General features: G+C 49.2%; 25 protein-coding genes. 13 read left to right on the top strand and 12 right to left on the bottom strand.

The window, feature by feature from the left end; translation table 11 throughout:
• Positions 1-9: 9 nt before the first annotated feature.
• Positions 10-570: an OmpA family protein gene (locus GA004_RS07910; protein WP_283396784.1), complete on the top strand. Its 561-nt coding sequence runs from the start codon at positions 10-12 to the stop codon at positions 568-570.
• 267 nt (positions 571-837) lie between these two features.
• On the top strand, positions 838-1,224 hold the full coding sequence (locus GA004_RS07905) for a hypothetical protein (RefSeq protein ID WP_283396783.1): 387 nt from the start codon (positions 838-840) through the stop codon (positions 1,222-1,224).
• A gap of 66 nt (positions 1,225-1,290) precedes the next feature.
• Here the strand turns inward: GA004_RS07905 and xerD are convergent, their stop codons facing one another.
• A complete protein-coding gene (gene xerD / locus GA004_RS07900) occupies positions 1,291-2,199 on the bottom strand; it encodes a site-specific tyrosine recombinase XerD (protein WP_283396782.1) in 909 nt (302 codons plus the stop codon).
• A 69-nt stretch (positions 2,200-2,268) separates the two neighbouring features.
• Entirely contained in the window at positions 2,269-2,541 is a 273-nt protein-coding gene (gene infA, locus GA004_RS07895) for a translation initiation factor IF-1 (protein WP_343218829.1), read from the bottom strand.
• Positions 2,542-2,658: 117 nt separating this feature from the next.
• On the opposite strand from infA, the gene tadA reads away from it, so the two are divergent.
• Together tadA and GA004_RS07885 are read left to right on the top strand one after the other, a co-directional pair.
• A complete protein-coding gene (gene tadA, locus GA004_RS07890; RefSeq protein ID WP_283396781.1) occupies positions 2,659-3,192 on the top strand; it encodes a tRNA adenosine(34) deaminase TadA in 534 nt (177 codons plus the stop codon).
• Positions 3,193-3,253: 61 nt separating this feature from the next.
• Positions 3,254-3,865 (top strand): superoxide dismutase, encoded by a 612-nt coding sequence (locus GA004_RS07885; protein WP_283396780.1) that lies wholly within the window; start codon positions 3,254-3,256, stop codon positions 3,863-3,865.
• A gap of 239 nt (positions 3,866-4,104) precedes the next feature.
• Here the strand turns inward: GA004_RS07885 and GA004_RS07880 are convergent, their stop codons facing one another.
• Positions 4,105-5,295, bottom strand: coding sequence for a KamA family radical SAM protein (locus GA004_RS07880; RefSeq protein ID WP_283396779.1), 1,191 nt, complete (start codon positions 5,293-5,295; stop codon positions 4,105-4,107).
• Between the two features lie 135 nt (positions 5,296-5,430).
• On the opposite strand from GA004_RS07880, the gene carA reads away from it, so the two are divergent.
• Entirely contained in the window at positions 5,431-6,597 is a 1,167-nt protein-coding gene (gene carA / locus GA004_RS07875) for a glutamine-hydrolyzing carbamoyl-phosphate synthase small subunit (protein ID WP_283396778.1), read from the top strand.
• 22 nt (positions 6,598-6,619) lie between these two features.
• On the opposite strand, the gene kdsB is transcribed toward carA, so the two are convergent.
• Positions 6,620-7,363, bottom strand: a complete 744-nt coding sequence (kdsB, locus tag GA004_RS07870; RefSeq protein ID WP_283396777.1) for a 3-deoxy-manno-octulosonate cytidylyltransferase — start codon at positions 7,361-7,363, stop codon at positions 6,620-6,622.
• A 95-nt stretch (positions 7,364-7,458) separates the two neighbouring features.
• Between kdsB and GA004_RS07865 the strand changes: the two genes are divergently transcribed.
• Positions 7,459-7,758: an HPr family phosphocarrier protein gene (locus GA004_RS07865; protein ID WP_283396776.1), complete on the top strand. Its 300-nt coding sequence runs from the start codon at positions 7,459-7,461 to the stop codon at positions 7,756-7,758.
• Positions 7,759-7,803: 45 nt separating this feature from the next.
• On the opposite strand, the gene GA004_RS07860 is transcribed toward GA004_RS07865, so the two are convergent.
• The gene (locus GA004_RS07860) at positions 7,804-8,604 is read right to left on the bottom strand and encodes a TatD family hydrolase (RefSeq protein WP_283396775.1); all 801 of its coding nucleotides are present in this window, start codon (positions 8,602-8,604) and stop codon (positions 7,804-7,806) included.
• Positions 8,605-8,729: 125 nt separating this feature from the next.
• Between GA004_RS07860 and trxB the strand changes: the two genes are divergently transcribed.
• The 7 genes from trxB to GA004_RS07825 all read left to right on the top strand — a co-directional run bounded on the left by trxB (position 8,730) and on the right by GA004_RS07825 (position 15,306).
• Positions 8,730-9,671, top strand: coding sequence for a thioredoxin-disulfide reductase (gene trxB / locus GA004_RS07855; RefSeq protein WP_283396774.1), 942 nt, complete (start codon positions 8,730-8,732; stop codon positions 9,669-9,671).
• Positions 9,672-9,911: 240 nt separating this feature from the next.
• Positions 9,912-10,382: a Fur family transcriptional regulator gene (locus GA004_RS07850; protein ID WP_283396773.1), complete on the top strand. Its 471-nt coding sequence runs from the start codon at positions 9,912-9,914 to the stop codon at positions 10,380-10,382.
• Entirely contained in the window at positions 10,379-11,140 is a 762-nt protein-coding gene (sufC, locus tag GA004_RS07845) for a Fe-S cluster assembly ATPase SufC (RefSeq protein ID WP_283396772.1), read from the top strand. Before GA004_RS07850 ends, sufC begins: the two co-directional genes overlap by 4 nt.
• 27 nt (positions 11,141-11,167) lie before the next feature.
• The gene (gene sufB / locus GA004_RS07840) at positions 11,168-12,577 is read left to right on the top strand and encodes a Fe-S cluster assembly protein SufB (protein ID WP_283396771.1); all 1,410 of its coding nucleotides are present in this window, start codon (positions 11,168-11,170) and stop codon (positions 12,575-12,577) included.
• A gap of 45 nt (positions 12,578-12,622) precedes the next feature.
• Positions 12,623-13,966 carry a Fe-S cluster assembly protein SufD gene (sufD, locus tag GA004_RS07835; RefSeq protein WP_283396770.1) on the top strand — a complete coding sequence of 448 codons (1,344 nt, stop codon included), beginning with the start codon at positions 12,623-12,625 and terminating at the stop codon, positions 13,964-13,966.
• A 23-nt stretch (positions 13,967-13,989) separates the two neighbouring features.
• Positions 13,990-14,568 (top strand): putative Fe-S cluster assembly protein SufT, encoded by a 579-nt coding sequence (sufT, locus tag GA004_RS07830; RefSeq protein WP_283396769.1) that lies wholly within the window; start codon positions 13,990-13,992, stop codon positions 14,566-14,568.
• A 156-nt stretch (positions 14,569-14,724) separates the two neighbouring features.
• A complete protein-coding gene (locus GA004_RS07825) occupies positions 14,725-15,306 on the top strand; it encodes a ClpP family protease (RefSeq protein ID WP_283396768.1) in 582 nt (193 codons plus the stop codon).
• A 54-nt stretch (positions 15,307-15,360) separates the two neighbouring features.
• Here the strand turns inward: GA004_RS07825 and crcB are convergent, their stop codons facing one another.
• From crcB to aroB, 7 genes are all read right to left on the bottom strand, one after another.
• The gene (gene crcB / locus GA004_RS07820; RefSeq protein ID WP_283396767.1) at positions 15,361-15,747 is read right to left on the bottom strand and encodes a fluoride efflux transporter CrcB; all 387 of its coding nucleotides are present in this window, start codon (positions 15,745-15,747) and stop codon (positions 15,361-15,363) included.
• Positions 15,744-16,853, bottom strand: a complete 1,110-nt coding sequence (locus tag GA004_RS07815) for an N-acetylmuramoyl-L-alanine amidase family protein (protein ID WP_283396766.1) — start codon at positions 16,851-16,853, stop codon at positions 15,744-15,746. Before GA004_RS07815 ends, crcB begins: the two co-directional genes overlap by 4 nt.
• A gap of 21 nt (positions 16,854-16,874) precedes the next feature.
• Positions 16,875-17,549 (bottom strand): translation initiation factor IF-3, encoded by a 675-nt coding sequence (gene infC / locus GA004_RS07810; protein ID WP_283396765.1) that lies wholly within the window; start codon positions 17,547-17,549, stop codon positions 16,875-16,877.
• Positions 17,550-17,665: 116 nt separating this feature from the next.
• On the bottom strand, positions 17,666-18,043 hold the full coding sequence (locus GA004_RS07805) for a HesB/IscA family protein (RefSeq protein WP_283396764.1): 378 nt from the start codon (positions 18,041-18,043) through the stop codon (positions 17,666-17,668).
• A gap of 55 nt (positions 18,044-18,098) precedes the next feature.
• Positions 18,099-19,037: a 4-hydroxythreonine-4-phosphate dehydrogenase PdxA gene (pdxA, locus tag GA004_RS07800; protein ID WP_283396763.1), complete on the bottom strand. Its 939-nt coding sequence runs from the start codon at positions 19,035-19,037 to the stop codon at positions 18,099-18,101.
• A 209-nt stretch (positions 19,038-19,246) separates the two neighbouring features.
• Entirely contained in the window at positions 19,247-19,843 is a 597-nt protein-coding gene (locus GA004_RS07795; protein ID WP_283396762.1) for a hypothetical protein, read from the bottom strand.
• A gap of 39 nt (positions 19,844-19,882) precedes the next feature.
• Positions 19,883-20,992, bottom strand: coding sequence for a 3-dehydroquinate synthase (gene aroB, locus GA004_RS07790; protein WP_283396761.1), 1,110 nt, complete (start codon positions 20,990-20,992; stop codon positions 19,883-19,885).
• Positions 20,993-21,001 lie beyond the last annotated feature (9 nt).

Here is a 21,001-nt window from a genome sequence, read left to right as displayed (position 1 = left end):
TTCAGATCTATGATTTCCAAAAAGTCCATCCTATACATCCTCATTATCGCCGTCGCTGTCGGATTCTCCGGCTGTAAGAAGAAACCCCGCCGCCCCAATCCTCTAGACACGGTCATGGGATCCTCGGACACGTCGGGACGTGGAGAAAGCTTTGACAGTCTGAGTGATTCGGGCACCTTCGCTCCGGGCGAAACAACGCTTGAATCCGGCCAAGGTAGAGATGGATCCGGTGAACGCGGGATCATATCCGCAATGGTCTATTTCGATTTTGACTCCTCGAGTATCAAAGCGAGCGAGCGAGCGAAACTTACTCAAGTCGCCAATTATCTGAGGGACTTCCCCTCGCACAGCATAGTATTGGAGGGCCATTGCGACTGGCGGGGCACTCCGGAGTACAATCTTGGCCTTGGTGATCGCCGATCTCAAAGCGTTCGCCAATACTTAGAAACCTTGGGAGTTTCCCCTGGACGACTTGAAACCCTCTCGAAAGGCGATCTCAATGCGATCGAAAACGCATCGGCGGCCCAAATGGCCGAAGACCGCCGCGTCGAGTTCCTAGTCCTCCGTTAGGATCGTCCGGCAAAATCAATTTTACAAAAGCCCTCGCATGAAGCGTGGGCTTTTTTTTATTTGCCCACTGATTGAGGAACTTGTGAGCTTTGTCTCCGGTCTCTCCTTCGTAAGCAAAGCCACCTTTACGGATTCGTCACAGGAAAGTGGAAGCAATTATTGTATTCCTGTATCAAAGTGGTATGGAAATCGCGCTTCTGAAGGTAGATTGCCGCTATTTTGAGTCGCAATCTTCTTCCGACTTGATAAAAATAAGAAAGCGTAAACATGAAAAAAGCGACTACTGAAGTAGCTAAAAAAGCTGCCAAAAAAGTGGCGAAAAAAACAGCTGTCAAAACGGCAGCTCGAAAAAAAACGCCGGCGGAGAAAACAGCTAAGAAACCAGCAGCGAGCAAACACTCAAAGACTGTAATCGAAGCTAAAATCGACATTGGATTCGGTAACCTCCTCTATATTCGCGGTGACGCCCCAGGATTATCCTGGAGGAGTGGCGTCCCCATGGATTGCAAGGGGGCCGACTCCTGGTCTGTTTCAATGTCTGACACAAACAGTGCCTTTGAATACAAGGTATTGATAAACGACATACATTGGGCTGTTGGAGGAAATAACATCGCTCAGCCTGGCGTGACAAGCACGACAGAACCAAGCTTCTAAAATCGAAAACTCTCAACTCCGAACGCTCACTGGATTATTCAGTGAGCGTTTTTTTTGCCAATTCGCCTACCAGTCAGCCTTTCCTTTACTTCTTGGATGAAACTCCTCGTGCGCGGTACTAACGCGTTCAGCCTCTACCGAAGTGTAAATTTGGGTGGTAGAAATATCCGCATGCCCCAGTAATTCTTGGATCACTCGCAGGTCAGCCCCTCCCGTTAACAGATGGGTCGCGAATGAGTGCCTTAAGCCGTGAGGTTTCACCGGTTTCTCGATCGCTGCTTTGCGGGCGTATTTCTTAACGATGACCCATACCGTCTTTCGAGAAATCGGAACTCCCCGGTTACTTAAAAAACACCCACTTCCTGTGATCGGCTTAACCAATCGAGGCCTTCCCTGATCAAGATAGTCGGACAGCGCAATTACTGCCTGAAATCCCATTGGAACCACCCGCTCCTTGGACCCCTTTCCATATACTTTGACCGCTCCACTAGCGATATCGATCTGCTGCAGTTTAGCATCGCATAGTTCGCTCACTCGCAGTCCCGAAGAATAAAGCAGCTCGAGGATCGCCCGATCTCGGAGACCCGCCGGGGTCGTCAGATCCGGTGCATCCAACAGCCTTTCCACTTCACTGATTGTCAATGCATCCGGGGCCTTCCGTCGCAATTTTGGGCCGGTAACTAGCTCGAGGAAGGACTTTTCGATTTTCTCCTCCCTAAGCAAGTAGGATACGAACGTTCGTAGGGTGCTCAATTTGCGGCAAAGGCTCGCGTTGGAGTACTCTTGGTCACTCAATGTGTAAATCCAATCAGAAGCGTCTCCCGCTTTCACTTGGCTCCACTTTTTCCTTCGATGGACTTTAGTGACAAAGGAAGCGAATTGCTGAATATCCTGCTGATAACTTAGGACGGTGTTCTCAGCTAGCCCTTTTTCCAACGACGCAAACGCTAGATAGGCTTCAATCTCTTCCAGCATAATGAAAGTCACAGGCTTCTAACCAAAGAGCCTAAACCTAATTCAGCAAGTCCCTATTACTTTACTAAACTAACGGCGGCGACGCGGTCCAAACGAACGAATTGGGGCATTCCTCGATTGAGAGCTGTTCCTTAAGCGATAGGTTATCCGAGCCTTATCCAGGTCGTAGGGGCTCATTTCCATTTTCACCATGTCACCCGCGGTGATCTTGATAAAGTGCTTCCTCAGTTTACCGGATATATGGGCTAGAACTGTATGACCGTTTTCAAGCTCGACTCGGAACATAGTCCCGGGAAGAACCGCTACTATCTTACCTTCTACTTGGATGCCATCGTCTGCCATATAACTTGTTCTAGTCTTCCCGATTGTCCAGGACCTTGCAATAAAAGAGCAACGTGTCTTTCATATCCATACTATTAGTCAAGAGTTTTCACTGATACCACTATCGCTACAAAACCTATGGATTACGCCAAGAAAACTGCCCCGAACTGCCCTTTTCAGAAGCGTTACCCCTCACAACTGATTCGCGACGACGTCTTTTACATGACTCTCGCATTCAACGAGGCAATCGAAGCATGGAAGTCCAACGAAGTTCCAATCGGAGCAATCGTCGTTCATGAACAGAGTGTTGTTGGGTCAGGGCACAATCAGGTAGAATCCTCAAACGACCCTACTGCGCATGCTGAAATGATCGCGATTAGCCAAGCTTCCCATTCAATCGGTGACTGGCGTCTCAACAAGACAACCTTGTTTGTAACAAAGGAGCCTTGCCCCATGTGCTCGGGGGCCGCAATCATGGCAAGGCTTGGTCGCGTCGTCTATGCCGTGCCTGACCCAAAGATGGGCGGCCTCGGAGGAGCCTTCAACGTCAATCAGTATCCAGGAATGAACCACAAAACAACGATTGACATCGGCGTCCTGCAAGATGATTGCCTTGAGCTGATTCAAACCTTTTTCCGCTTAAAACGTGAATCAGAAACAAGAACTAATTGACAAAGTATATTCTTTATTTAACTGACGTGTAAATCTCTACTTTAACATCTGCATAAATATTATGGCATACGAACTCCCAAAACTGGACTACGCTTACGACGCATTGGAGCCCCACATCGACGCTATCACGATGGAAATCCATCATACAAAGCATCATCAGACCTACATCAATAACGTAAATGGGGCACTGGAAGGTTACCCAGATCTAGCAGCCAAGTCAGTCGAAGACTTGATCTCCGATCTGGATGCGGTACCAGAGGAAATCCGCGGGGCCGTAAGAAATAATGGCGGAGGTCACGCCAATCACAGTCTTTTTTGGAATATAATCGGGCCCAACGGCGGGGGCGACCCCGTTGGAGAGCTAGGAGAAGCAATCAACAGCGACCTCGGTGGACTCGATTCGCTAAAGGCCGACTTCACTAAAGCAGGTCTCACTCGATTTGGAAGTGGCTGGGCTTGGATTTGCGTACGCGATGGAAAACTCTGCGTTTGCTCAACCCCAAATCAGGATTCACCTCTTATGGATGGTGGAACACCGGTTCTAGGGCTCGATGTTTGGGAGCACGCCTACTACCTAAACTACCAAAACCGCCGTCCCGACTACATTTCCGCCTTCTGGAATATAGTGAATTGGGAGAAAGCCAACGCCAACTATCAGGCGGCAATTGGCTAAGTTGCAATGCGCCAATTTGATTTTCGCAACGTCGCTATTTAGGTATGGCGGCGTTTTTTTTCGTTTACGGGGTGAGGTACAGACTCGGCTTAAACAATGACCGCGACGTAAAGCCGTTCCAACGAGATTGATAACAAACGTAGGAGCGGCTTTACGCCAAGATTAACCCAAATCGTATTATTTCGGTCCGAACTAAAAGTAATTCCAAGATAGCGGGCGTTTCGAGGAACTCAATTCTTCTAAGGCTCCAGGCACTCAACCTCCTCTTCATTAAAGCGGCAATCATCGTCGATCGTGAAACTCTTGAGCGGATACCGGTATAACTTGCCTTCGAAGTTGCGAAAATGAATGGCGTCATCGTCAATCTTAGTAATGTACTGCGGGTTGATCGGCACTTTTCCCCCTCCCCCAGGGGCATCGATAACGAACTGAGGAACGGCATAACCGGTTGTATGGCCGCGCAGCTTCTTCATAATCTCAAGGCCCTTACAGACACTCGCCCTTAAGTGGGCACTCCCAGTGATCAAGTCGCACTGGTAAATATAATATGGGCGCACTCGCATCCTCAACAAACGATGTATCAAAGCTTTCATCACATCTGCATCATCATTCACATCCTTCAAGAGAACGGATTGATTCCCCAAAGGAACGCCGGCGAAAGACAGTCGCTCACAGGCATCTTTAAGAGCGGCGGTACACTCCCTAGGGTGATTTACATGTATACTCATCCAAATCGGCCCATGCTTTCGAAATACGTCGCAAAGCTCCTCAGTGATACGCTGGGGCATAAATACGGGGATTCGCGAACCGATCCGAATAAACTCTATGTGAGGAATCTGCCTGAGTCTTCCCAAAATATAATCCAGCTTACTATCCGACAAGAGCAAAGGGTCTCCACCACTTAAAAGCACGTCCCGCACTTCGGGGTGTGACTCGATGTACTTAAGCCCTTGCTCGAATTCCGGATGAAAGTTATAGTCTTGGGCGTTGCTGACCAAGCGGCTGCGAGTGCAATAGCGGCAGTAGGCAGCACAGCGATCGGTAACCAAAAACAGGACTCGATCCGGATATCGATGCACTAAGCCTGGAACTGGTGAGTGCGAATCTTCGCCAACAGGATCCAGCATCTCCTCAGCCGAAACGGCCATCTCACCCGAACGGGGAATCAATTGCTTGCGAACAGGGCAGTCGGGATCATCGCGATCGATCAAATTGAAAAAGTAGGGAGTGATCGCCATCGCCAATTTTTCGTTCGCGTGACGACAACCTTCTCGCTCTTCGTCAGTCAGTTCCATCTTTGCCTCGAGCTCTTCCAAGGAAGTGATGCGATTCCGGAGCTGCCATTTCCAATCGTTCCACTTTTCCTCCGGAACGACCTCCCAAAGCCCTTGGCCTTCAAACCAATCTTTTCTGTCTTCGATGTACGGCATAAGAATATTTGCTTTTGATAACAGACGATTCGAAAACCGTTTCGTCTGCACGGGAATCAAATCCCATAATAATTTGAATTAGGAAGAAAAAGGGATTGGCGCATATCAGTAAACTACCTTTTCTCAAAAATCAGAATGAGCGAATCACAAACGGGTGTACTAGCATTAGAAGACGGAACGATTTTTCGAGGCAAAGCCTTCGGAAGCCATAAGACAGTCGTCGGGGAAGCTGTGTTTAATACCAGCATGACAGGTTATCAGGAAATATTGACCGATCCTTCCTACTTTGGACAGATCGTTGCCATGACCGCTCCAATGATCGGCAACTACGGAATCAATTTGGAGGACAACGAAGCCTCCAAGCCAATGGTCCAGGGTTTCGTTGTTCGCGAGCTCAGCCCAATCGCTAGCAACTGGCGAAGCATCTGTACCTTATCTGAGTTTCTGGAGCAAAACAACATTCCCGGTTTGGAGGGTATCGACACGCGTGCCCTAACCAAAAAGCTTCGTGTTCACGGGTCGATGAAGGCCTGCTTGAGCACTGAGGATATTTCAGACGAGGAGGCTATCCAGAACGCGAAAGACTGGGTAGGCATCGTTGGCGCTGACTACGTTAAAGAGGTAACCTGCTCCACTCCCTACGTCTACTCTCCCTCAGATATTGATAGTTGGCCCTACAACCCTGCCGGCTCAACGGTTCGCTCTAACAAGAACAAGGATCGAATTTTCCGTATCGCCGCTCTCGACTTCGGAGCAAAGCAATCCATTTTTCGCGAGCTCGCATTTCATGGCTTCGAGGTTCATGTCTTTCCTGCCACCGCTTCTATTGCGGATATCAAAGCCATCGATCCAGAAGGGATCTTTCTTTCCAATGGTCCCGGAGATCCTGAGGCGGTGACCTATGCACACCAAACCGTTCGAGAACTCATCCAGGAATTCCCTACGTTCGGGATTTGCCTAGGGCACCAAATCATTACGCACGCCATAGGTGCCAAAACCTTCAAGCTAAAGTTTGGCCATCGCGGGGGTAACCAGCCAATAAAGAACTTCGAGAACGACTGGGTTGCCATAACCGCCCATAATCACGGATTCGCAACGTCCGAAGAAGGACTCGAAGAAGCGGGAGCAGAGATCACTGAGACCAACCTGAACGACAAGACGATCGCCGGTATTCGCTTGAAGGACAAACCTGTCTTTTCCGTACAATATCATCCCGAGGCGGGTCCCGGACCGAGCGACGCTAACCCCAATTTCGAGAAATTCTACAAAATGGTCGCCGCAAACGCTGCCGCGCCCGCCTAGAGCGACCAGCAATCGGTGTTGCCTAAATTCGATTCAAGTATTCCTCGAAGAGTGCCGCATCATTGAGAGTGTCGATTCCAATCGATAGCTCATCCGTGAGAGCGACCTTAATGTCATAGCCGTTTTCCAAAACGCGAAGTTGCTCAAGCCTCTCTACCATTTCCAGTTTTCCTTCCGGCAAACTGCAGTAGGTCCGAAGAAAATCCGCTCGATATCCGTATAGCCCTATATGCCGATAGGCGGGAGCCCTGGCCACCCAGTCATCATCAAAAATCTCGAATCCATCCCGGTCATGCGGAATCGACGCTCGGGAAAAATACAAAGCGTTTTGGGCCGTGTCCATCACTAACTTAACCTGGTTGGGATCGAGAAACTCAGCCCTCGTATTGAATCGAGTCGCCAGAGTCGCCATATAAGCGCCCTCTTTTAGCAGAGACTCCAGTGCTAGAATTTGCCCTCGAGTCACTAGAGGTTCATCCCCCTGAACATTGATTAACCACTCAGCTCCAATTTTCTCGTTCGCTTCAGCTAGACGGTCCGTCCCGCAAGTGTGGTCATCACGCGTCGTGATAGTTTTATGCCCCGCGTCTCGCAATACTGTCTCCAGTCGCAAGTCATCCACCGCAAAATACCGTGGTATTTCCGGCGCTTGTTCTTGCAAACGTTCTGCCACCCACAAAATGAGCGGCTTACCCTTAATCGGATAGAGAAGCTTTTCGGGAAACCTAGTGGAGGCAAGACGAGCGGGAGCAATAATCGCTAACATAGACCGCTATAAAAACGGCCCAACGAGATTTGTGAACTCGCAAATTTTTGAATTATCGCTTGTTTTAAAAGCCATAACACTATTTGAAGCCGTAAGTGGACTCTTCGAACCTCCATCAAGAAGGACAATCCGTCGAACGAATTCTCTTGGTTCAAAACCAAATGGGAATTCACGCTCGTCCTGCTGCCATGATCGTGCGCGCCGCGAACAAATACGAGAGTGACATGTTTTTTGAAAAGGATGACGAACAGGTGAACGGCAAGTCCATCATGGGCCTTATGATGCTAGCTGCGAGCAAGGGATCAGAGATCAAGGCCATCGCCTCTGGACAAGACGCAAAGCAGGCTTTGGACGAGCTCGAGACGCTTTTCGCGTCGAAGTTCGACGAAAAGTAGAGCTTCTGGATCTACCTAGTTGTCCGAAGTGTCAGTCGCCTAGGTTTACCTCAAACCGTAAAAGCTGAACGCGTTTTCTGTAGTCACCGCCGCCAGCTCGCTTGGGGTCGTCCCAAAAACTACCGCACAGTAATCTGCCGTGTGGCGTAAGTAGGAAGGTTCGTTCGGCTTGCCGCGATGCGGCATCGGAGCCAAATAAGGCGCGTCCGTTTCTATCATCAATCGCCCCAATCCCTGCAGTTTCGCCGCATCCCGAATCGACTCGGCGTTCTTGAAAGTTATGATTCCAGTGAAGCTTCCAAACGCGCCTCGATCCATGAGTTGCTTCATCTCTCCAGGCCCTTCCGAAAAGCAGTGAAACACAACCCGGGTCCAATCCATACCTGAATCGTCAATCAACTCTACACATTCCCTGAAAGCCCCCCGCGAGTGCACGACTACGGGTACGTTTAGTTTCTTTGAAATTTCCAGCTGAGCCCGAAACGCGTCTAATTGCAGGTTGAAAACCCTTTCAGCATCCGATTCATCCTCTGGGAGATGAAACCGATCTAGTCCGATTTCGCCAAGGGCAACGGGCACCTTCTCTCTTGTCCAGAAATTGGCAATCTTTCGAAAAGCCAGTTCCCAACTCCCATCCACCGAACAGGGATGGATTCCAACGGTATAGTCGATCTTACCCTGATACGACTTTGCAAGCTCCCCGTACAGGTCCCAATCGTCAAAGTCAGTACCCACCGTTACCATACGGTCAACGCCTTCATTCACCGCAGCCTCAAGAACGCTGTCCAGATTTCCTTTGCGATAAAATCTTTCTAGGTGCGTGTGCGTATCTATGATTGAGTCCACCAAAAACCGCTTAAGGGAGAGGGCCGTGGTTGCAAAGCTATTCTCAACCTGGCTTCTCCGTGGCGAAACAGATCTATTTTTATCATCGCCAACCAACTACTTTCAAATCTGAATCCAAACCCAACATGTCTAACGATACAGAAAACGTCGTCATCATTGGCACCGGCTGCTCTGGCCTTACTGCAGCGATTTACACCGCTCGCGCCAACTTAAACCCACTCGTCCTTGAGGGCAACCTGCCCGGTGGCCAGCTGACTCAGACCAGTGAGGTGGAGAATTTCCCTGGATTCCCAGACGGAATTGACGGCTTTATGCTAATGGACAATTTGCGTAAGCAAGCGACTCGCTTTGGCACGCGCTTCGAACAAAGCCAAATTGAGTCCGTCGACTTTTCCCAATCCGCCTATACACTCAAAACTTCATCCCGTGAGTACAAGGCCCGCTCTGTTATCATTGCCACTGGAGCCTCTCCCAGGCTATTGGGAGTACCCGGTGAAAAGGAGATGTTTGGGGGCAAAGGAGTCACCACTTGCGCCACCTGCGATGGAGCCTTTTACCGCAATATGGATGTTGTAGTCGTTGGGGGTGGGGATACCGCTTGCGAAGAAGCCCTCTTTCTCACTCGATTTTGTAGAAAGATCACCTTAATTCACCGCCGAGACGCGCTTCGAGCATCAAAGATCATGGCAGACAGAACTCTCGCCCACGAAAAAATTGAAGTGCTCTGGGATACCGTCGTCGAAGCAATCGTCGCTGACGACACAGGAAACGTAAGTAGCGTTCGATTAAAGAATCGGGTTTCCCTTGAACAATCGGAACTTCCTTGCAAGGGGGTTTTTATCGCCATCGGGCACCTTCCCAATACGGGACCTTTCGCCAATGCCATCAAGGTGGACGAAAACGGCTACTTTGTTCCGGAAACCGGCAGTCAGGTTAAGACCAATATTCCTGGTGTATACGTCTCTGGCGACTGTGCCGACCACGTCTACCGTCAGGCGATCACCGCTGCTGGGATGGGTTGCCAAGCAGCTATTGAAGCCGAGCGCTACTTGGCGGAGTCGGACTAAATCCTGTTTGATCATACCTGAAATGTTTGTCGCAAGCCAATCAACTTTCCGCCTGGTCCAAGTGGGCCCCATTGGCTCGACTCAAGGTCATAAAAATGCCGTAAACCAGACTTGCCCAATTCCCATTTAGAGCAGTCTTTATCTAGAATGATTCCAATTTACTCTTGATATTTAGAATTATTCCAGTTTCTTGTTGGTATTGAGATTGATTCTTAGTTAGAGCCACCACGTATAGATAAAATGAACTCAGAAGTCACCACAGAGACGCTCAACCGAAAGCTCGCGCAGGCGGGACTTCGATCCACGCGTCAAAGAGAAGTCGTCTTTAATGCGATTCTCTCTAAACAGGACCATCCTACGGCTGACGAGATATTCGCCCGCGTCAAAGCAGATATGCCAAGCATATCTCTCGCGACAGTATATAACTGCCTCGACACGCTCGTTCAGTGCCACCTAGTCAAACAGGTTCACCTCGAACGGGAATCAACGCGATTCTGCCCCAACCTATCCGAGCACGCCCATTTCCATGATAACGATACCGGGCAGGTTTTCGACGTACAGCTCGAACCTGAAATTCTCGATAAGCTTTCCAGCCTCTTGCCTGAGAACTTTGAACCCAGCTCGATCGATATCACTTTTCGCGGGAGGAGTGCGACGAAAGCACAACCTGCCAAAGAAAGCGGCGAACCCTCTCAACTAAATTTTTCATGAGCGCATCACTCGAAATAAAGAACCTAAACGTAAGTATCGGCGATAAGCAGATCATAAAGGACTTCAGCCTTACTATTCCTAAGGGCGAAGTGCATGCCATCATGGGACCCAACGGTACCGGCAAAAGTACTTTGGCAAAGGCGCTAGCCGGCCATCCCGACTACGAAATTACCAGTGGCGACGCCTTGATGGATGGAGAGTCGATAATTGAGATGGAAGTAGACGAACGCTCTCGGGCGGGTCTCTTCCTCGCCTTTCAATACCCAATGGAAATACCAGGCGTATCGATCGCCAACTTCATCCGGGCGGCGAGAAATGCGCGTCTGCCAGAGGGCGAAGATCTTGATGCTCCTGCATACTACAAGGAGCTCTATGAGAAAATGGATACGCTCAAGATCGATCGGAAATTCACTTCCCGTTCTATCAACGAAGGATTCTCTGGAGGAGAAAAGAAACGTTGTGAGATCCTACAGTTAGCCATGCTCAATCCTAAGTACGCCATTTTGGATGAAACGGACTCGGGCTTGGATATTGACGCATTGAAAATTGTCTCCGAGGGAGTAAACGCACTTCGAGGGCCGGAACTAGGTGCTCTCGTCATCACCCACTATCAACGCCTGCTCGACTATATCGTACCAAACAAGGTCCATGTAATGTATGACGGCCGCATCGTTAAAAGCGGTGACAAGAGTCTCGCTCTAGAGCTCGAAAGTAAGGGTTACGACTGGATCAAGGAAATCGCAGAAAACGCCGCTTAGAGGACCCAAAACCAGCACCTAAAGAAGATGACAACTGCAACCAACAATATAGAGATCGATCGGGAAAAAGGGGATTTCAAATACGCCGAAACTCACAAGTTCGACGCCGGCGTCGGCTTGAACGAAGGTACGGTCGACTACATCTGCGATGTTAAGGGCGAAGACGACTGGATCCGCGATTTTCGTAAACGGGCTCTGAAAGTTTTTCAAGACAAACCAATGCCCACGCATTGGGCCACCAAGGATCTGGAGAATATCGACTTCAACAAGATCCGCTACTACCTCGCAGGCGACCAGCGTGCCAAGAAAAGTTGGGACGACGTTCCAGATGAGGTCAAAGAAACCTTCGAACGGCTTGGCATTCCAGAGAATGAACGAAAATTCCTGGCAGGGGTTGAGGCTCAGTTCGACTCCGAAGCAGCGTATTCAAATATCAAGGAAGCAGTCGCAAAGGATGGGGTAATATTCATGGGCAGTACAGACGGGCTCATGGAGCACCCCGAAATATTCAAGAAGTGGTTTGGGAAAGTCATACCGACTGGTGACAACAAGTTCTCAGCATTGAACAGTGCAGTGTTTTCGGGTGGCTCATTCATCTATGTCCCGCCTGGGGTCAAGGTAAGCCACCCTCTACAGGCCTACTTCCGCATCAACGCAGAAAATTTCGGCCAATTCGAACGAACGTTGATTATCGCCGATGAAGGATCGGAAGTCACCTACATGGAGGGATGTACGGCACCAAAATTCGACACTGCCACACTCCATAGCGCCGTCGTTGAGCTCGTCGCTATGCCGGGCGCCAAAATCGAATATATAACCGTCCAAAATTGGTCGAGCAACGTATTCAACCTTGTGACAAAACGGGCGATCGCCCATGAGAACTCAGTCGTCAAATGGATCGATTGCAATATTGGCTCAAGACTAACGATGAAGTATCCAGGGGTGATACTCAAAGGACGCAAAGCCCGAGGAGAAGTCTTGAGTATAGCCTTAGCCAACGATGATCAGCACCAAGACACCGGTGCCAAGATGATCCATGCGGCAGACGAAACCACTAGCAATGTGATATCGAAGTCGATAAGCGTGGGAAAGGGACGATCGACCTACCGAGGCCAGGTGCATATCCCAAAACACTTAAAAGGCTGCAAGAATAACACGGAGTGCGATGCCCTTCTAATCAATTCCGATTCCCGCACGGACACCTATCCAGCAATAACCGTAAGGGGCGACCGAAATTATGTGCAGCATGAAGCTTCAGTCAGTAAGGTATCCGCAGAACAAATATTCTACATGCAGCAACGCGGACTCAGCGAGGCTGGTGCGATGAGTTTAAGCGTGAATGGATTCGTCAATGATCTCACCAGACAGTTCCCGATGGAGTACAGCGTTGAGCTAAAACGTTTAATCGAATTGGAAATGGAAGGCTCCGTTGGCTAACTTATTTCATCAGCCGGATATTTTAACTAATTTATAAATCACGCAGTGACCTCACTAATAGAAGACCCTTTAATGGAAGCCGAAGCAGGTGTTGACGAGGCGATTCGATACGCCTTTCAGAATCATATGGATTCCTTGAATACCGTTCCTAAATGGTGGAGAGAGTTCAAGACGAACGCGTTTGAATCTTATGCAAACATGCCGAGGCCGAGGCGGAATGACGAGAATTGGCGCTTCGCCAATCGAAACAATCTCAGTCTCGGAAAATTCCAGTTCGACCGGGATAGCGTTTCAGCCAATGTCTCATCCCTGGTCGAACAGTCTCGTTTCACTGGAGCACAAGCGGGCGGTTATGTAATTGCAGACAACAAGGTTGTGAAGGCAAACCGGGCTCCCAAAGAGCTGACCGACCAAGGGGTTATCTGGTCACCTTTGAGCGAGGCGATCGTCGAGCATAGCGATTTGCTTCGAGATTACTTCATGAAACAAGGCATCGATCTTGGCTCGGAAAAGTTTGCCCATCTTCATTCCGCGTTCGTGACCAACGGTGTCCTTCTCTATATTCCCAAAGGAATAGAGATCGAAGCACCATTTTGCTCCTACAATTGGTCCACTTCGGAGAATGGCACTCTGTTTCCCCACACGCTGGTAATCGCTGAAGCGAACGCAAAAGCCAGCGTCATCGAAGCCCACCTCTCTGAAGGAGAGCAATCCGCGTTTTCCTGCGGAGTCACTCACCTCTTCGCCGGTGTTGGCTCTGAGCTAAACTACACGCTCATACAGAATCTGAACGAGAACACACTGGGATTTCAGATCAACTCCAATATCGCCGGCCAGGATTCTACCGTGAGCATGAACAGTGTCATTCTCGGGTGCGGACAATACCGGTCGGAAACTCATGGCCAAATCAAAGGTTCAGGAGCTCACGTAGATATGAGGTCTATGGCGTTGGCCGACGCTGACCAGGAAATCGATCAGCGAACCTTGCAAACACATTCCGCACCGCACACCACCTCAAATTTGCTTTTTAAGAATGCATTGAAAGAAAACTCAAAGACGATATTTTCCGGCCTGATCAAAGTCGATGAAGTCGCCCAGCAGACCGATGCCTATCAAACAAATCGAAATCTACTGCTGAGCAATACCGCAGAAGCTAATTCACTGCCTGGGCTCGAGATTGAAGCCAATGATGTAAAATGTAGTCACGGAGCAACGACAAGCGAGATTCAAGAAGAGGAAATCTTCTACATGCTTGCCCGCGGGATACCTAAAGATGCCGCCGAAGAGCTAATCGTGTACGGCTTCTTCGAAGAGATCCTGGAAAATATCGAGGATGAAAAACTCTCTCACTTTACCCGTCAGCTGATCCGCAAGAAGTTTGGATCCTAGCCGACAAAACGCTCCCTAATTTCATGACCGAAGACTCCAAAGAACGCAGCCTTACAAGAGAGGTCGAAGCGGTCCAGATTCCCAGTGGCGATCGGATCGAACTACCCGCTTTAACTAAAGTCCATATCACACAGCAACTGGGCGGGAGCTACACCGTGATGACCCCATACGGCTTGGCTCGGATTGAAGGAGCAGATGCGGATGCTCTGGGACCCGATCTGGTGGAGGAGAAATCCAAGGAAACCGAACAGGAAGCGACACCCATAAAGACGTTGGACGAGGGTGAAGAACCGGATGAAGAAGCCATTTGGCAGCAACTTAAAAACGTTTACGACCCAGAAATCCCCGTAAATATAGTTGATCTTGGTCTTGTCTACTCCATGAGTGTAGAACCCAACGACAGCGGTAGCCATAGAGTCGTAGTTCAAATGACACTCACCGCTCCCGGATGCGGAATGGGACCTGCCATTGCAGAGGATGCAAAGAGCAAAGTAATCCTCGTGCCGGGCGTAGATGAAGCAGAGGTAAATTTGACCTGGGAACCCGCTTGGGATCAAAGCATGATAAGCGAAGAAGGCCGCATGATCCTAGGACTTGTATAGGCTCCTGTATTTTGAAATCGGTGTTTCTAAACAGTCGGCCTATTATCAAATTCATGTTTATTCTCTCGAATATCGTAAGGGCCCTAGTTTCCCGTTGAACTCCTTAACAATCCTTAATTGTAAAGTACCAACAAAATCGCAAATCACTAATTTTCCATGTCCGAGAACAAAGACGAAAAACCACAAGAGTCCCCAGTAGGATCGACCATCCAAAGGAAATTCCTCAAAGAAAGGAAGATATTCCTGTGGGGTGAGGTTTCTGATGAATCCGCGAAGGAGATTACGGAAACTCTACTCTATCTGGAAGCCGATGCCCCTGGCGAACCCATCACATTTTACGTTAATACCCCTGGCGGCTCTATTACCGCCGGGATGGCCATTTACGATACTATCAAGATGATTTCTTCGGAGGTCTCCGTAATCGTAACCGGCATGGCTGCATCGATGGGATCGATATTGCTGTCAGCTCCCAAGAAAGGGAATCGCTACCTGTATCCACATTCCTACGTAATGATTCATCAGCCCTTAATAGCGGGCCAATTGAGGGGCCCTGCGGTGGATATCCACATCCACGCGCAATATCTCGAACAACTTCGTGTCCGACTAAACAAGATTCTGTCTGATGCCTCTGGTCAACCTCTCGAAAAAATAGAGGAGGATACAGATCGCGACTTCTACATGACTGCTGAAGAAGCAATCACCTATGGTCTGGCTGACAAGATCATCGACGAAGTGTAACCCATCAATCCTCTCGCACTCTCTCCCAGAACCGATCGAGGGCCTCGGGAAAGGCTAACGAAATAACAGTTGCCCTACCTTAAGTCCGGTAAACACGGATACTAGACAGCAAAGTAGGCTGGCTAATGCGTTTAGAAAAGCCAAATTCCAGTTGCCCGATTGGGCCAGCTTCAAGGTTTGAAGGCTAAAAGTGGAGAAAGTCGTGAAGCCTCCCAGTATTCCAGCCGTCAAAAACAAGGGCATCAAGGAATCACCCCCGAAGGAAGCCCGCTCTAATCCAGACGTCACAAACCCAATCAGAAACGAACCCGTAATATTCACCAATAGTATTGCCAGCGGGAAATCCATGTCCGCCTTGCGCTCTATCCACGCAACCGAAAGGTATCTCAACCCACCGCCTAGGAAGCTACCAAGTCCTACAATCAGAGCCGCTTTGATCATCGATCCGAAGAAACGATCCGGCTTGCCATCAAAATCGAAGTCAAGGAATACGACAATGATTCAGCCAATTTTTGACGGTACACCGGAGTATTAATCAAAGGCGCTTCTTTCCCGTGTGATAAAAATCCGCACTCAATCAGCAGACCCGGACATTCAAGATCTTTAAGCACTTTAAATCGGGCCTTCTTAATTCCACGATCGACACGTTGAAGATCGGCGATCAATCGACTTTGGACCCTGTATCCAAGTTCAAAGTTTAATAGATCGGTTTGATTGCCCTGGTAGGAAGGTTCACTGGAACCGATTGCATCATCATTTGTTGACGCCGAATTTTGAGGCGTCAGCAAATAGGTTTCTACACCCGAGGCTTCTTTGTTAAAAGCCGCATTAAAGTGAATACTAACGAATACGCCAGCATTTGACCTGTTCGCGATTTGAGACCGATCCTCCAAAGGTACAAGTCGGTCGTTGTAGCGAGTCAATACCACTTTGAAACCATTCTCCTCCATCAGCTTTTGCAATCGAAGCGATACATCCAGGTTAAGATCCTTCTCGAGGATGCTCAAGGATCGGTTTACGGATCCCGGCTCCGCTCCCCCATGGCCAGGATCTAGAACAACGGTCTTTGACCTTAGCACAATCTCCGGTGGATCGAGGGCCGGACGCAACGTGTATTCGAAGTCTGAATCACTTAAAGCAAAGTTTCCCTCTTTTTCAGCGAAGACCTCGTTCAGGTAAACAACTGTTCCATTCAGAATTGCTTGTCGACTTTGCTCCCTCAACTCAAACCTTCGCTCCCCCTTTTCAATCAGCCAGACTCCATCGCCCTTTTCGGTAACACGAGCCCCTCGTTGATCTGCCTGCTTAAATATTCCCGCGGCCTTCGGAGTGGGCTTTTTACTCTTTTCAAGTGGAACAATTGGCCCGGGCTCAGAAACAGGTTCAACTGTCTTCATCTGATTCGGTTCGACTCCTAATTCAGGGGCTACAGCGGTTTCTCCTGGATCCGCTACCTCCGACTGTGGAGTTTGACAGGAGCATAGAAACAGAACCGCACATCCCATAAAAACTAGCAAACGCTGGAGTTTGCTTTGCGCAGCTCTCATCTTTCCCAAATAAATTCAGCCTTAATCCGAGGAGACCCGATCCTCTACATCGGGCTCTACATCCGCCGCATCATCATCCTCGAGGTCTTCATCCTCCTCGTGCTCGGAATCCACAAGATGATGGCTGTACTTTGGTTTTCTTTTGTTTGCTGGAAGAGGTGTCAGCATAACGTTAATATTTCTGCCAATCAGCCTTGGCTCGTTATCGGGAGTCGCCATGTGGGCGATGTCCGCTATCGCTCTTCGAATCGTATCAAATCCAATTTCCGTATGGGCCATTTCCCGACCGCGGAAAGACAGAGTAAGCTTTACTTTGTTTCCCTTGTCTAAGAATTCCTCCGCTCTACGCAATTTCGTCATGAAATCGTGGACATCCACGCGGGGTCGGAATTTGACCTCTTTCGTTTTGCTCGAGCTTCCCTTCGAGTCCTTTGCCTTCTTTTGTTGCTCGTAGACATATTTGCCGAAATCCATTATTCGACAAACCGGCGGCCTCGCCTGTCCGGCAACTTCAACCAGATCCAAGCCTGCTTCTTGAGCGATTGCCAATGCCTCTTTGGTGTCCATGAGGCCTACTTGGTTCCCATCAGGACCAACTACTCGGATTTTTGGAACGCGAATCCGATGGTTGCGTCTTATATTTGCGAATGGATCCGGCTTTCTGGGCGGCCTCCGTTTACCTCGTGGTCTTGGCATTAATTAGTTTATGATTACTCTTAGTTTGTAGCTATTTTGAATGCTTATCCCGCAAAAGATTCCTCATATCAACACTTTTCCTGACTAGTTCGAGTAAGCTAACTCTTGGGTATTCATCAGATGCTGAAGCTCTCGCCACAGGAACAACTTGAAGTCGCGTTGGGATTGGAAAACTTAAAACCTCCCGAAATCAATGCATCTGAATAATCCAAGTTAGTGCCTTTGAGATAAAGCGCGCTTTTACTATCAACGAGCACCTTGGCATCGCCAAATGGAACTAAGATGTCCCCCTTCCTCGCTTCCGGAACGAATTTCATCTTGTAAGAGAGACCGTTGCAACCACCCCCAGATATGCCAACCCGCAAGAAAGAGGGCTCTTTCTCCTTTTCCAAAAGGGCTTCAACTTTCCTGCGCGCGGGTTCAGTCAAATTGATTAGACGATCGTCACCCAACCGAACCCCCTCAGGCAATTCAATGTCACTCGTTGTTCTCAATGGTCGCTAAATATCGGTCGTTTTCAGGCTCACACAAGCTAATCTTGTCCACCTATCAAACCATTACCTGCCCCTTTGCCAGCTTCCCCGCAAGGTCGATGGCTCTGGAAAAGCTCCGGTGGGAGGCTGCATCTGACCCCGCAATATCGTATCCGGTTCCATGATCCGGACTCGTGCGAGCGAAAGGTAATCCCAGTGTCACATTAACTGCCGTATCAAATTCTATCGTTTTTAGAGGAGCCAATCCTTGGTCATGGTAAAGGGCCACCACCACATCAAAAGCACCATTAACCGCTCTGTGGAAAATCGTGTCAGCGGGCTGACAGTCACTCAAACCGGGAACGACCTCTCTCAACTGGGCAATGAGCGGGTTGAAAACCGCGCCCTCTTCATTTCCGATAAGCCCTTCCTCTCCCGCGTGAGGATTCAGACCACAAACACCAATGCGAGGATTTGGAATATCAAGGCGCTTCGCCAAATCGTTAGCCCGATCAATCGCCATAGATAAGCACGACTCTGTCAGGTGGTAGGGAACTGCCGCCAAAGGAATATGCCAGGTAGCTAAGACCACTTTCAAACGTTCCCCCACAAAACCCATAGTCGGAGTTCCACCCCAGTGACTGGCAAAAAACTCAGTTTGGCCTGGATGAGAGAACCCCACCTCTACGCAACGTGCCTTGGAAATCGGCCCCGTTACCACTCCGTCAAATTCGCCAACACCACATCCCCTGGCTGCTCGTTCCATTGCTTCCAATGCAATCTTAGAACTTTCATGTGTGGGTTCACCGGGAACATAATGGGAGCTAGCTAAGCCGACCGCGAGCGAGCCCAACCTAATCTGGGATTCCGACTTTACCTCATCAATCCACTTTTGAGGACCAATTAATGTAAACTCCGAATCGTGTTTTTCACGACTAGAAAAGCACTTTCTGACCAGCTCAGGTCCAACTCCGGCTGGATCGCCGCAGGTAATCGCTATTCTTGGAATATTCATTAACTAAGTGACACCCTCCTCTATATATTCTCCGATCTGAAGCTTCCTGATACCAATCGACACAATCGCGATTCTAACAGATAACCATTTCCATATTACACTGATTTTTACCTGTACCAACTTCGATAAAGATATAATTGTTTCTCCTGATCCGCACTGGATCAACTCAAGTAAGCACTTAGATGAGATGACGTCGCACATATACGAGTTCAGCCAAGGAAATTCATCTGGGAATCCTTTACTAAATCAAACGTTTTGAGTGTGCGAACGAACTGCAGTAATTCTGAACCCGGGTAGACCTGGCGCGGGTCAACACGGTCGATAATGTCTAACAAGATCGACTTGAACGAGAGAATCCCATCCACTCCTCTTTCTTTCAGAGCAGTAACAATCCGTGCTCTATACACCTCCTGAGTGGGAAAAGCCGGAGCGACGAGAATCTTCTTTGGCATGACGGGTTCCCCTAATTCTCTCCAGTTAACAGGCTCGAACCATTTTTCGACTTTTTTGAGCACATTCCCCTCCACGTATTTTAGCATGTCCGCTCCATTCGCAACATTGCCCAAAGCCGCCTTCTCTCCATGCCATCCTTTCACACAAATTATCGCGCTCCTGAGGTGTCTGAGTTCGCTCGAGAAGAGCAAAAACGAGGGATCGCGCTCCTTTTCGATGAATTTCATGTTCCTCGCATAAAGATCGACCCCCTCCCCCTGCAACGATCGCTTCGACTGCGAGCGCCCCTTCCGCAACGGGATTGTCACAAAACCGTTCAACTCCAGGTACTCTTTGACAATCAACTCATCCATCAACTATCTACTCAAATCCGATTAGAGTGACGTAGCAACTCAATCAATACCTCCAACCGTACGCCACACTTCCTCAACCTTCTCTAACGGGACATCATCCTTGGTAATCGCTCGCCCAATCGACTCCAATACCACAAATCTCAGCTTTCCAGACCGCACTTTCTTATCTTTCTGCATGGCAGAGAAAAGAGCGTCTAATTTCAATGGGCTCTTCAGTTGATCCGGAAGTTTGTGAGCCTTGACCACCTTAACGACCCGATCCACATCACTTTGCTCGATGTATCCAAAATCGGCGCTTAACCGGGCAGCAGCGACAAAGCCAACCGCTATCGCCTCACCATGTAAGTATTCCCCATACCCCGCAACGTTCTCGATTGCGTGCCCGAACGTGTGCCCCAAGTTGAGCAGAGCTCGCCCTCCCGAGCTTGTAAGTTCCTTTTCATCCGCATTGACGACGTTAGCTTTCGTTTGGCAATTCCGTTCAACGACTGAGCCGAGCCGATGATCCCTAGAGTCGGTTAATGGCTGTCTCTCCAGCATCTCGAAAAGATCCGAGTCTGCCAGCATTCCGTACTTCATGACCTCGGCCATACCCGCACAGAAATCTCGGGATGGAAGCGATGCCAACAAATTCAAGTCTTCATAGACCGCAATCGGCTGGTGAAATGCGCCTACAAGGTTCTTGCCCGCCGCAATATTAATCCCCGTCTTACCTCCCACCGAGCTATCAACCATCGACAGAAGTGTAGTTGGTATTTGGATAAATCTTATTCCTCGAAGCCACGATGCTGCGGCAAAACCGGTAAGGTCTCCAATAACACCGCCGCCCACGGCAACGGCCACTCCACCGCGATCAAGGCCATTGGAGGCAAAAAAATCTAAAACGCGTTCATATTGCACGATGCTCTTGCTCGTTTCTCCAAATGGGATTTCGAGGATCGGCAACTCACCCAAAGCCGAATCAAAGAACCGGCACAAAACCGCCCTAACGGAAGAATCGGTAACGACAGCTACTTTTGAGCCTGATCGAGCCAGCCCTTCGATTTCGCTTTTTAGAGCATATTCCAGTCCTCGTCCAATGTATATCGGATAGGACTCTTTCGAAGTGGAAACCTCGATCTTTGTGGTACTAGAGAGATGGGAGTTCAAATTTTGGAT

Origin of the sequence: Candidatus Pelagisphaera phototrophica (assembly GCF_014529625.1) — a bacterium.
Classification (GTDB): domain Bacteria; phylum Verrucomicrobiota; class Verrucomicrobiia; order Opitutales; family Opitutaceae; genus Pelagisphaera; species Pelagisphaera phototrophica.
Note: the sequence above shows the minus strand (reverse complement) of the source record. Positions and strands in the feature narration are given on the sequence as shown.

What these genes read in the sequence shown, in the direction of transcription:
- pdxA (WP_283396763.1), bottom strand. Translation starts at nt 19,037, where the DNA reads ATGAATATTCCAAGAATAGCGATTACCTGCGGCGATCCAGCCGGAGTT.
- tadA (WP_283396781.1), top strand. Translation starts at nt 2,659, where the DNA reads ATGGATTACGCCAAGAAAACTGCCCCGAACTGCCCTTTTCAGAAGCGT.
- GA004_RS07910 (WP_283396784.1), top strand. Translation starts at nt 10, where the DNA reads ATGATTTCCAAAAAGTCCATCCTATACATCCTCATTATCGCCGTCGCT.
- GA004_RS07880 (WP_283396779.1), bottom strand. Translation starts at nt 5,295, where the DNA reads ATGCCGTACATCGAAGACAGAAAAGATTGGTTTGAAGGCCAAGGGCTT.
- GA004_RS07795 (WP_283396762.1), bottom strand. Translation starts at nt 19,843, where the DNA reads ATGGATGAGTTGATTGTCAAAGAGTACCTGGAGTTGAACGGTTTTGTG.
- crcB (WP_283396767.1), bottom strand. Translation starts at nt 15,747, where the DNA reads ATGATCAAAGCGGCTCTGATTGTAGGACTTGGTAGCTTCCTAGGCGGT.
- sufC (WP_283396772.1), top strand. Translation starts at nt 10,379, where the DNA reads ATGAGCGCATCACTCGAAATAAAGAACCTAAACGTAAGTATCGGCGAT.
- GA004_RS07815 (WP_283396766.1), bottom strand. Translation starts at nt 16,853, where the DNA reads ATGAGAGCTGCGCAAAGCAAACTCCAGCGTTTGCTAGTTTTTATGGGA.
- GA004_RS07850 (WP_283396773.1), top strand. Translation starts at nt 9,912, where the DNA reads ATGAACTCAGAAGTCACCACAGAGACGCTCAACCGAAAGCTCGCGCAG.
- carA (WP_283396778.1), top strand. Translation starts at nt 5,431, where the DNA reads ATGAGCGAATCACAAACGGGTGTACTAGCATTAGAAGACGGAACGATT.
- infA (WP_343218829.1), bottom strand. Translation starts at nt 2,541, where the DNA reads ATGGCAGACGATGGCATCCAAGTAGAAGGTAAGATAGTAGCGGTTCTT.
- kdsB (WP_283396777.1), bottom strand. Translation starts at nt 7,363, where the DNA reads ATGTTAGCGATTATTGCTCCCGCTCGTCTTGCCTCCACTAGGTTTCCC.
- GA004_RS07905 (WP_283396783.1), top strand. Translation starts at nt 838, where the DNA reads ATGAAAAAAGCGACTACTGAAGTAGCTAAAAAAGCTGCCAAAAAAGTG.
- trxB (WP_283396774.1), top strand. Translation starts at nt 8,730, where the DNA reads ATGTCTAACGATACAGAAAACGTCGTCATCATTGGCACCGGCTGCTCT.
- GA004_RS07885 (WP_283396780.1), top strand. Translation starts at nt 3,254, where the DNA reads ATGGCATACGAACTCCCAAAACTGGACTACGCTTACGACGCATTGGAG.
- infC (WP_283396765.1), bottom strand. Translation starts at nt 17,549, where the DNA reads ATGCCAAGACCACGAGGTAAACGGAGGCCGCCCAGAAAGCCGGATCCA.
- sufB (WP_283396771.1), top strand. Translation starts at nt 11,168, where the DNA reads ATGACAACTGCAACCAACAATATAGAGATCGATCGGGAAAAAGGGGAT.
- sufT (WP_283396769.1), top strand. Translation starts at nt 13,990, where the DNA reads ATGACCGAAGACTCCAAAGAACGCAGCCTTACAAGAGAGGTCGAAGCG.
- GA004_RS07825 (WP_283396768.1), top strand. Translation starts at nt 14,725, where the DNA reads ATGTCCGAGAACAAAGACGAAAAACCACAAGAGTCCCCAGTAGGATCG.
- xerD (WP_283396782.1), bottom strand. Translation starts at nt 2,199, where the DNA reads ATGCTGGAAGAGATTGAAGCCTATCTAGCGTTTGCGTCGTTGGAAAAA.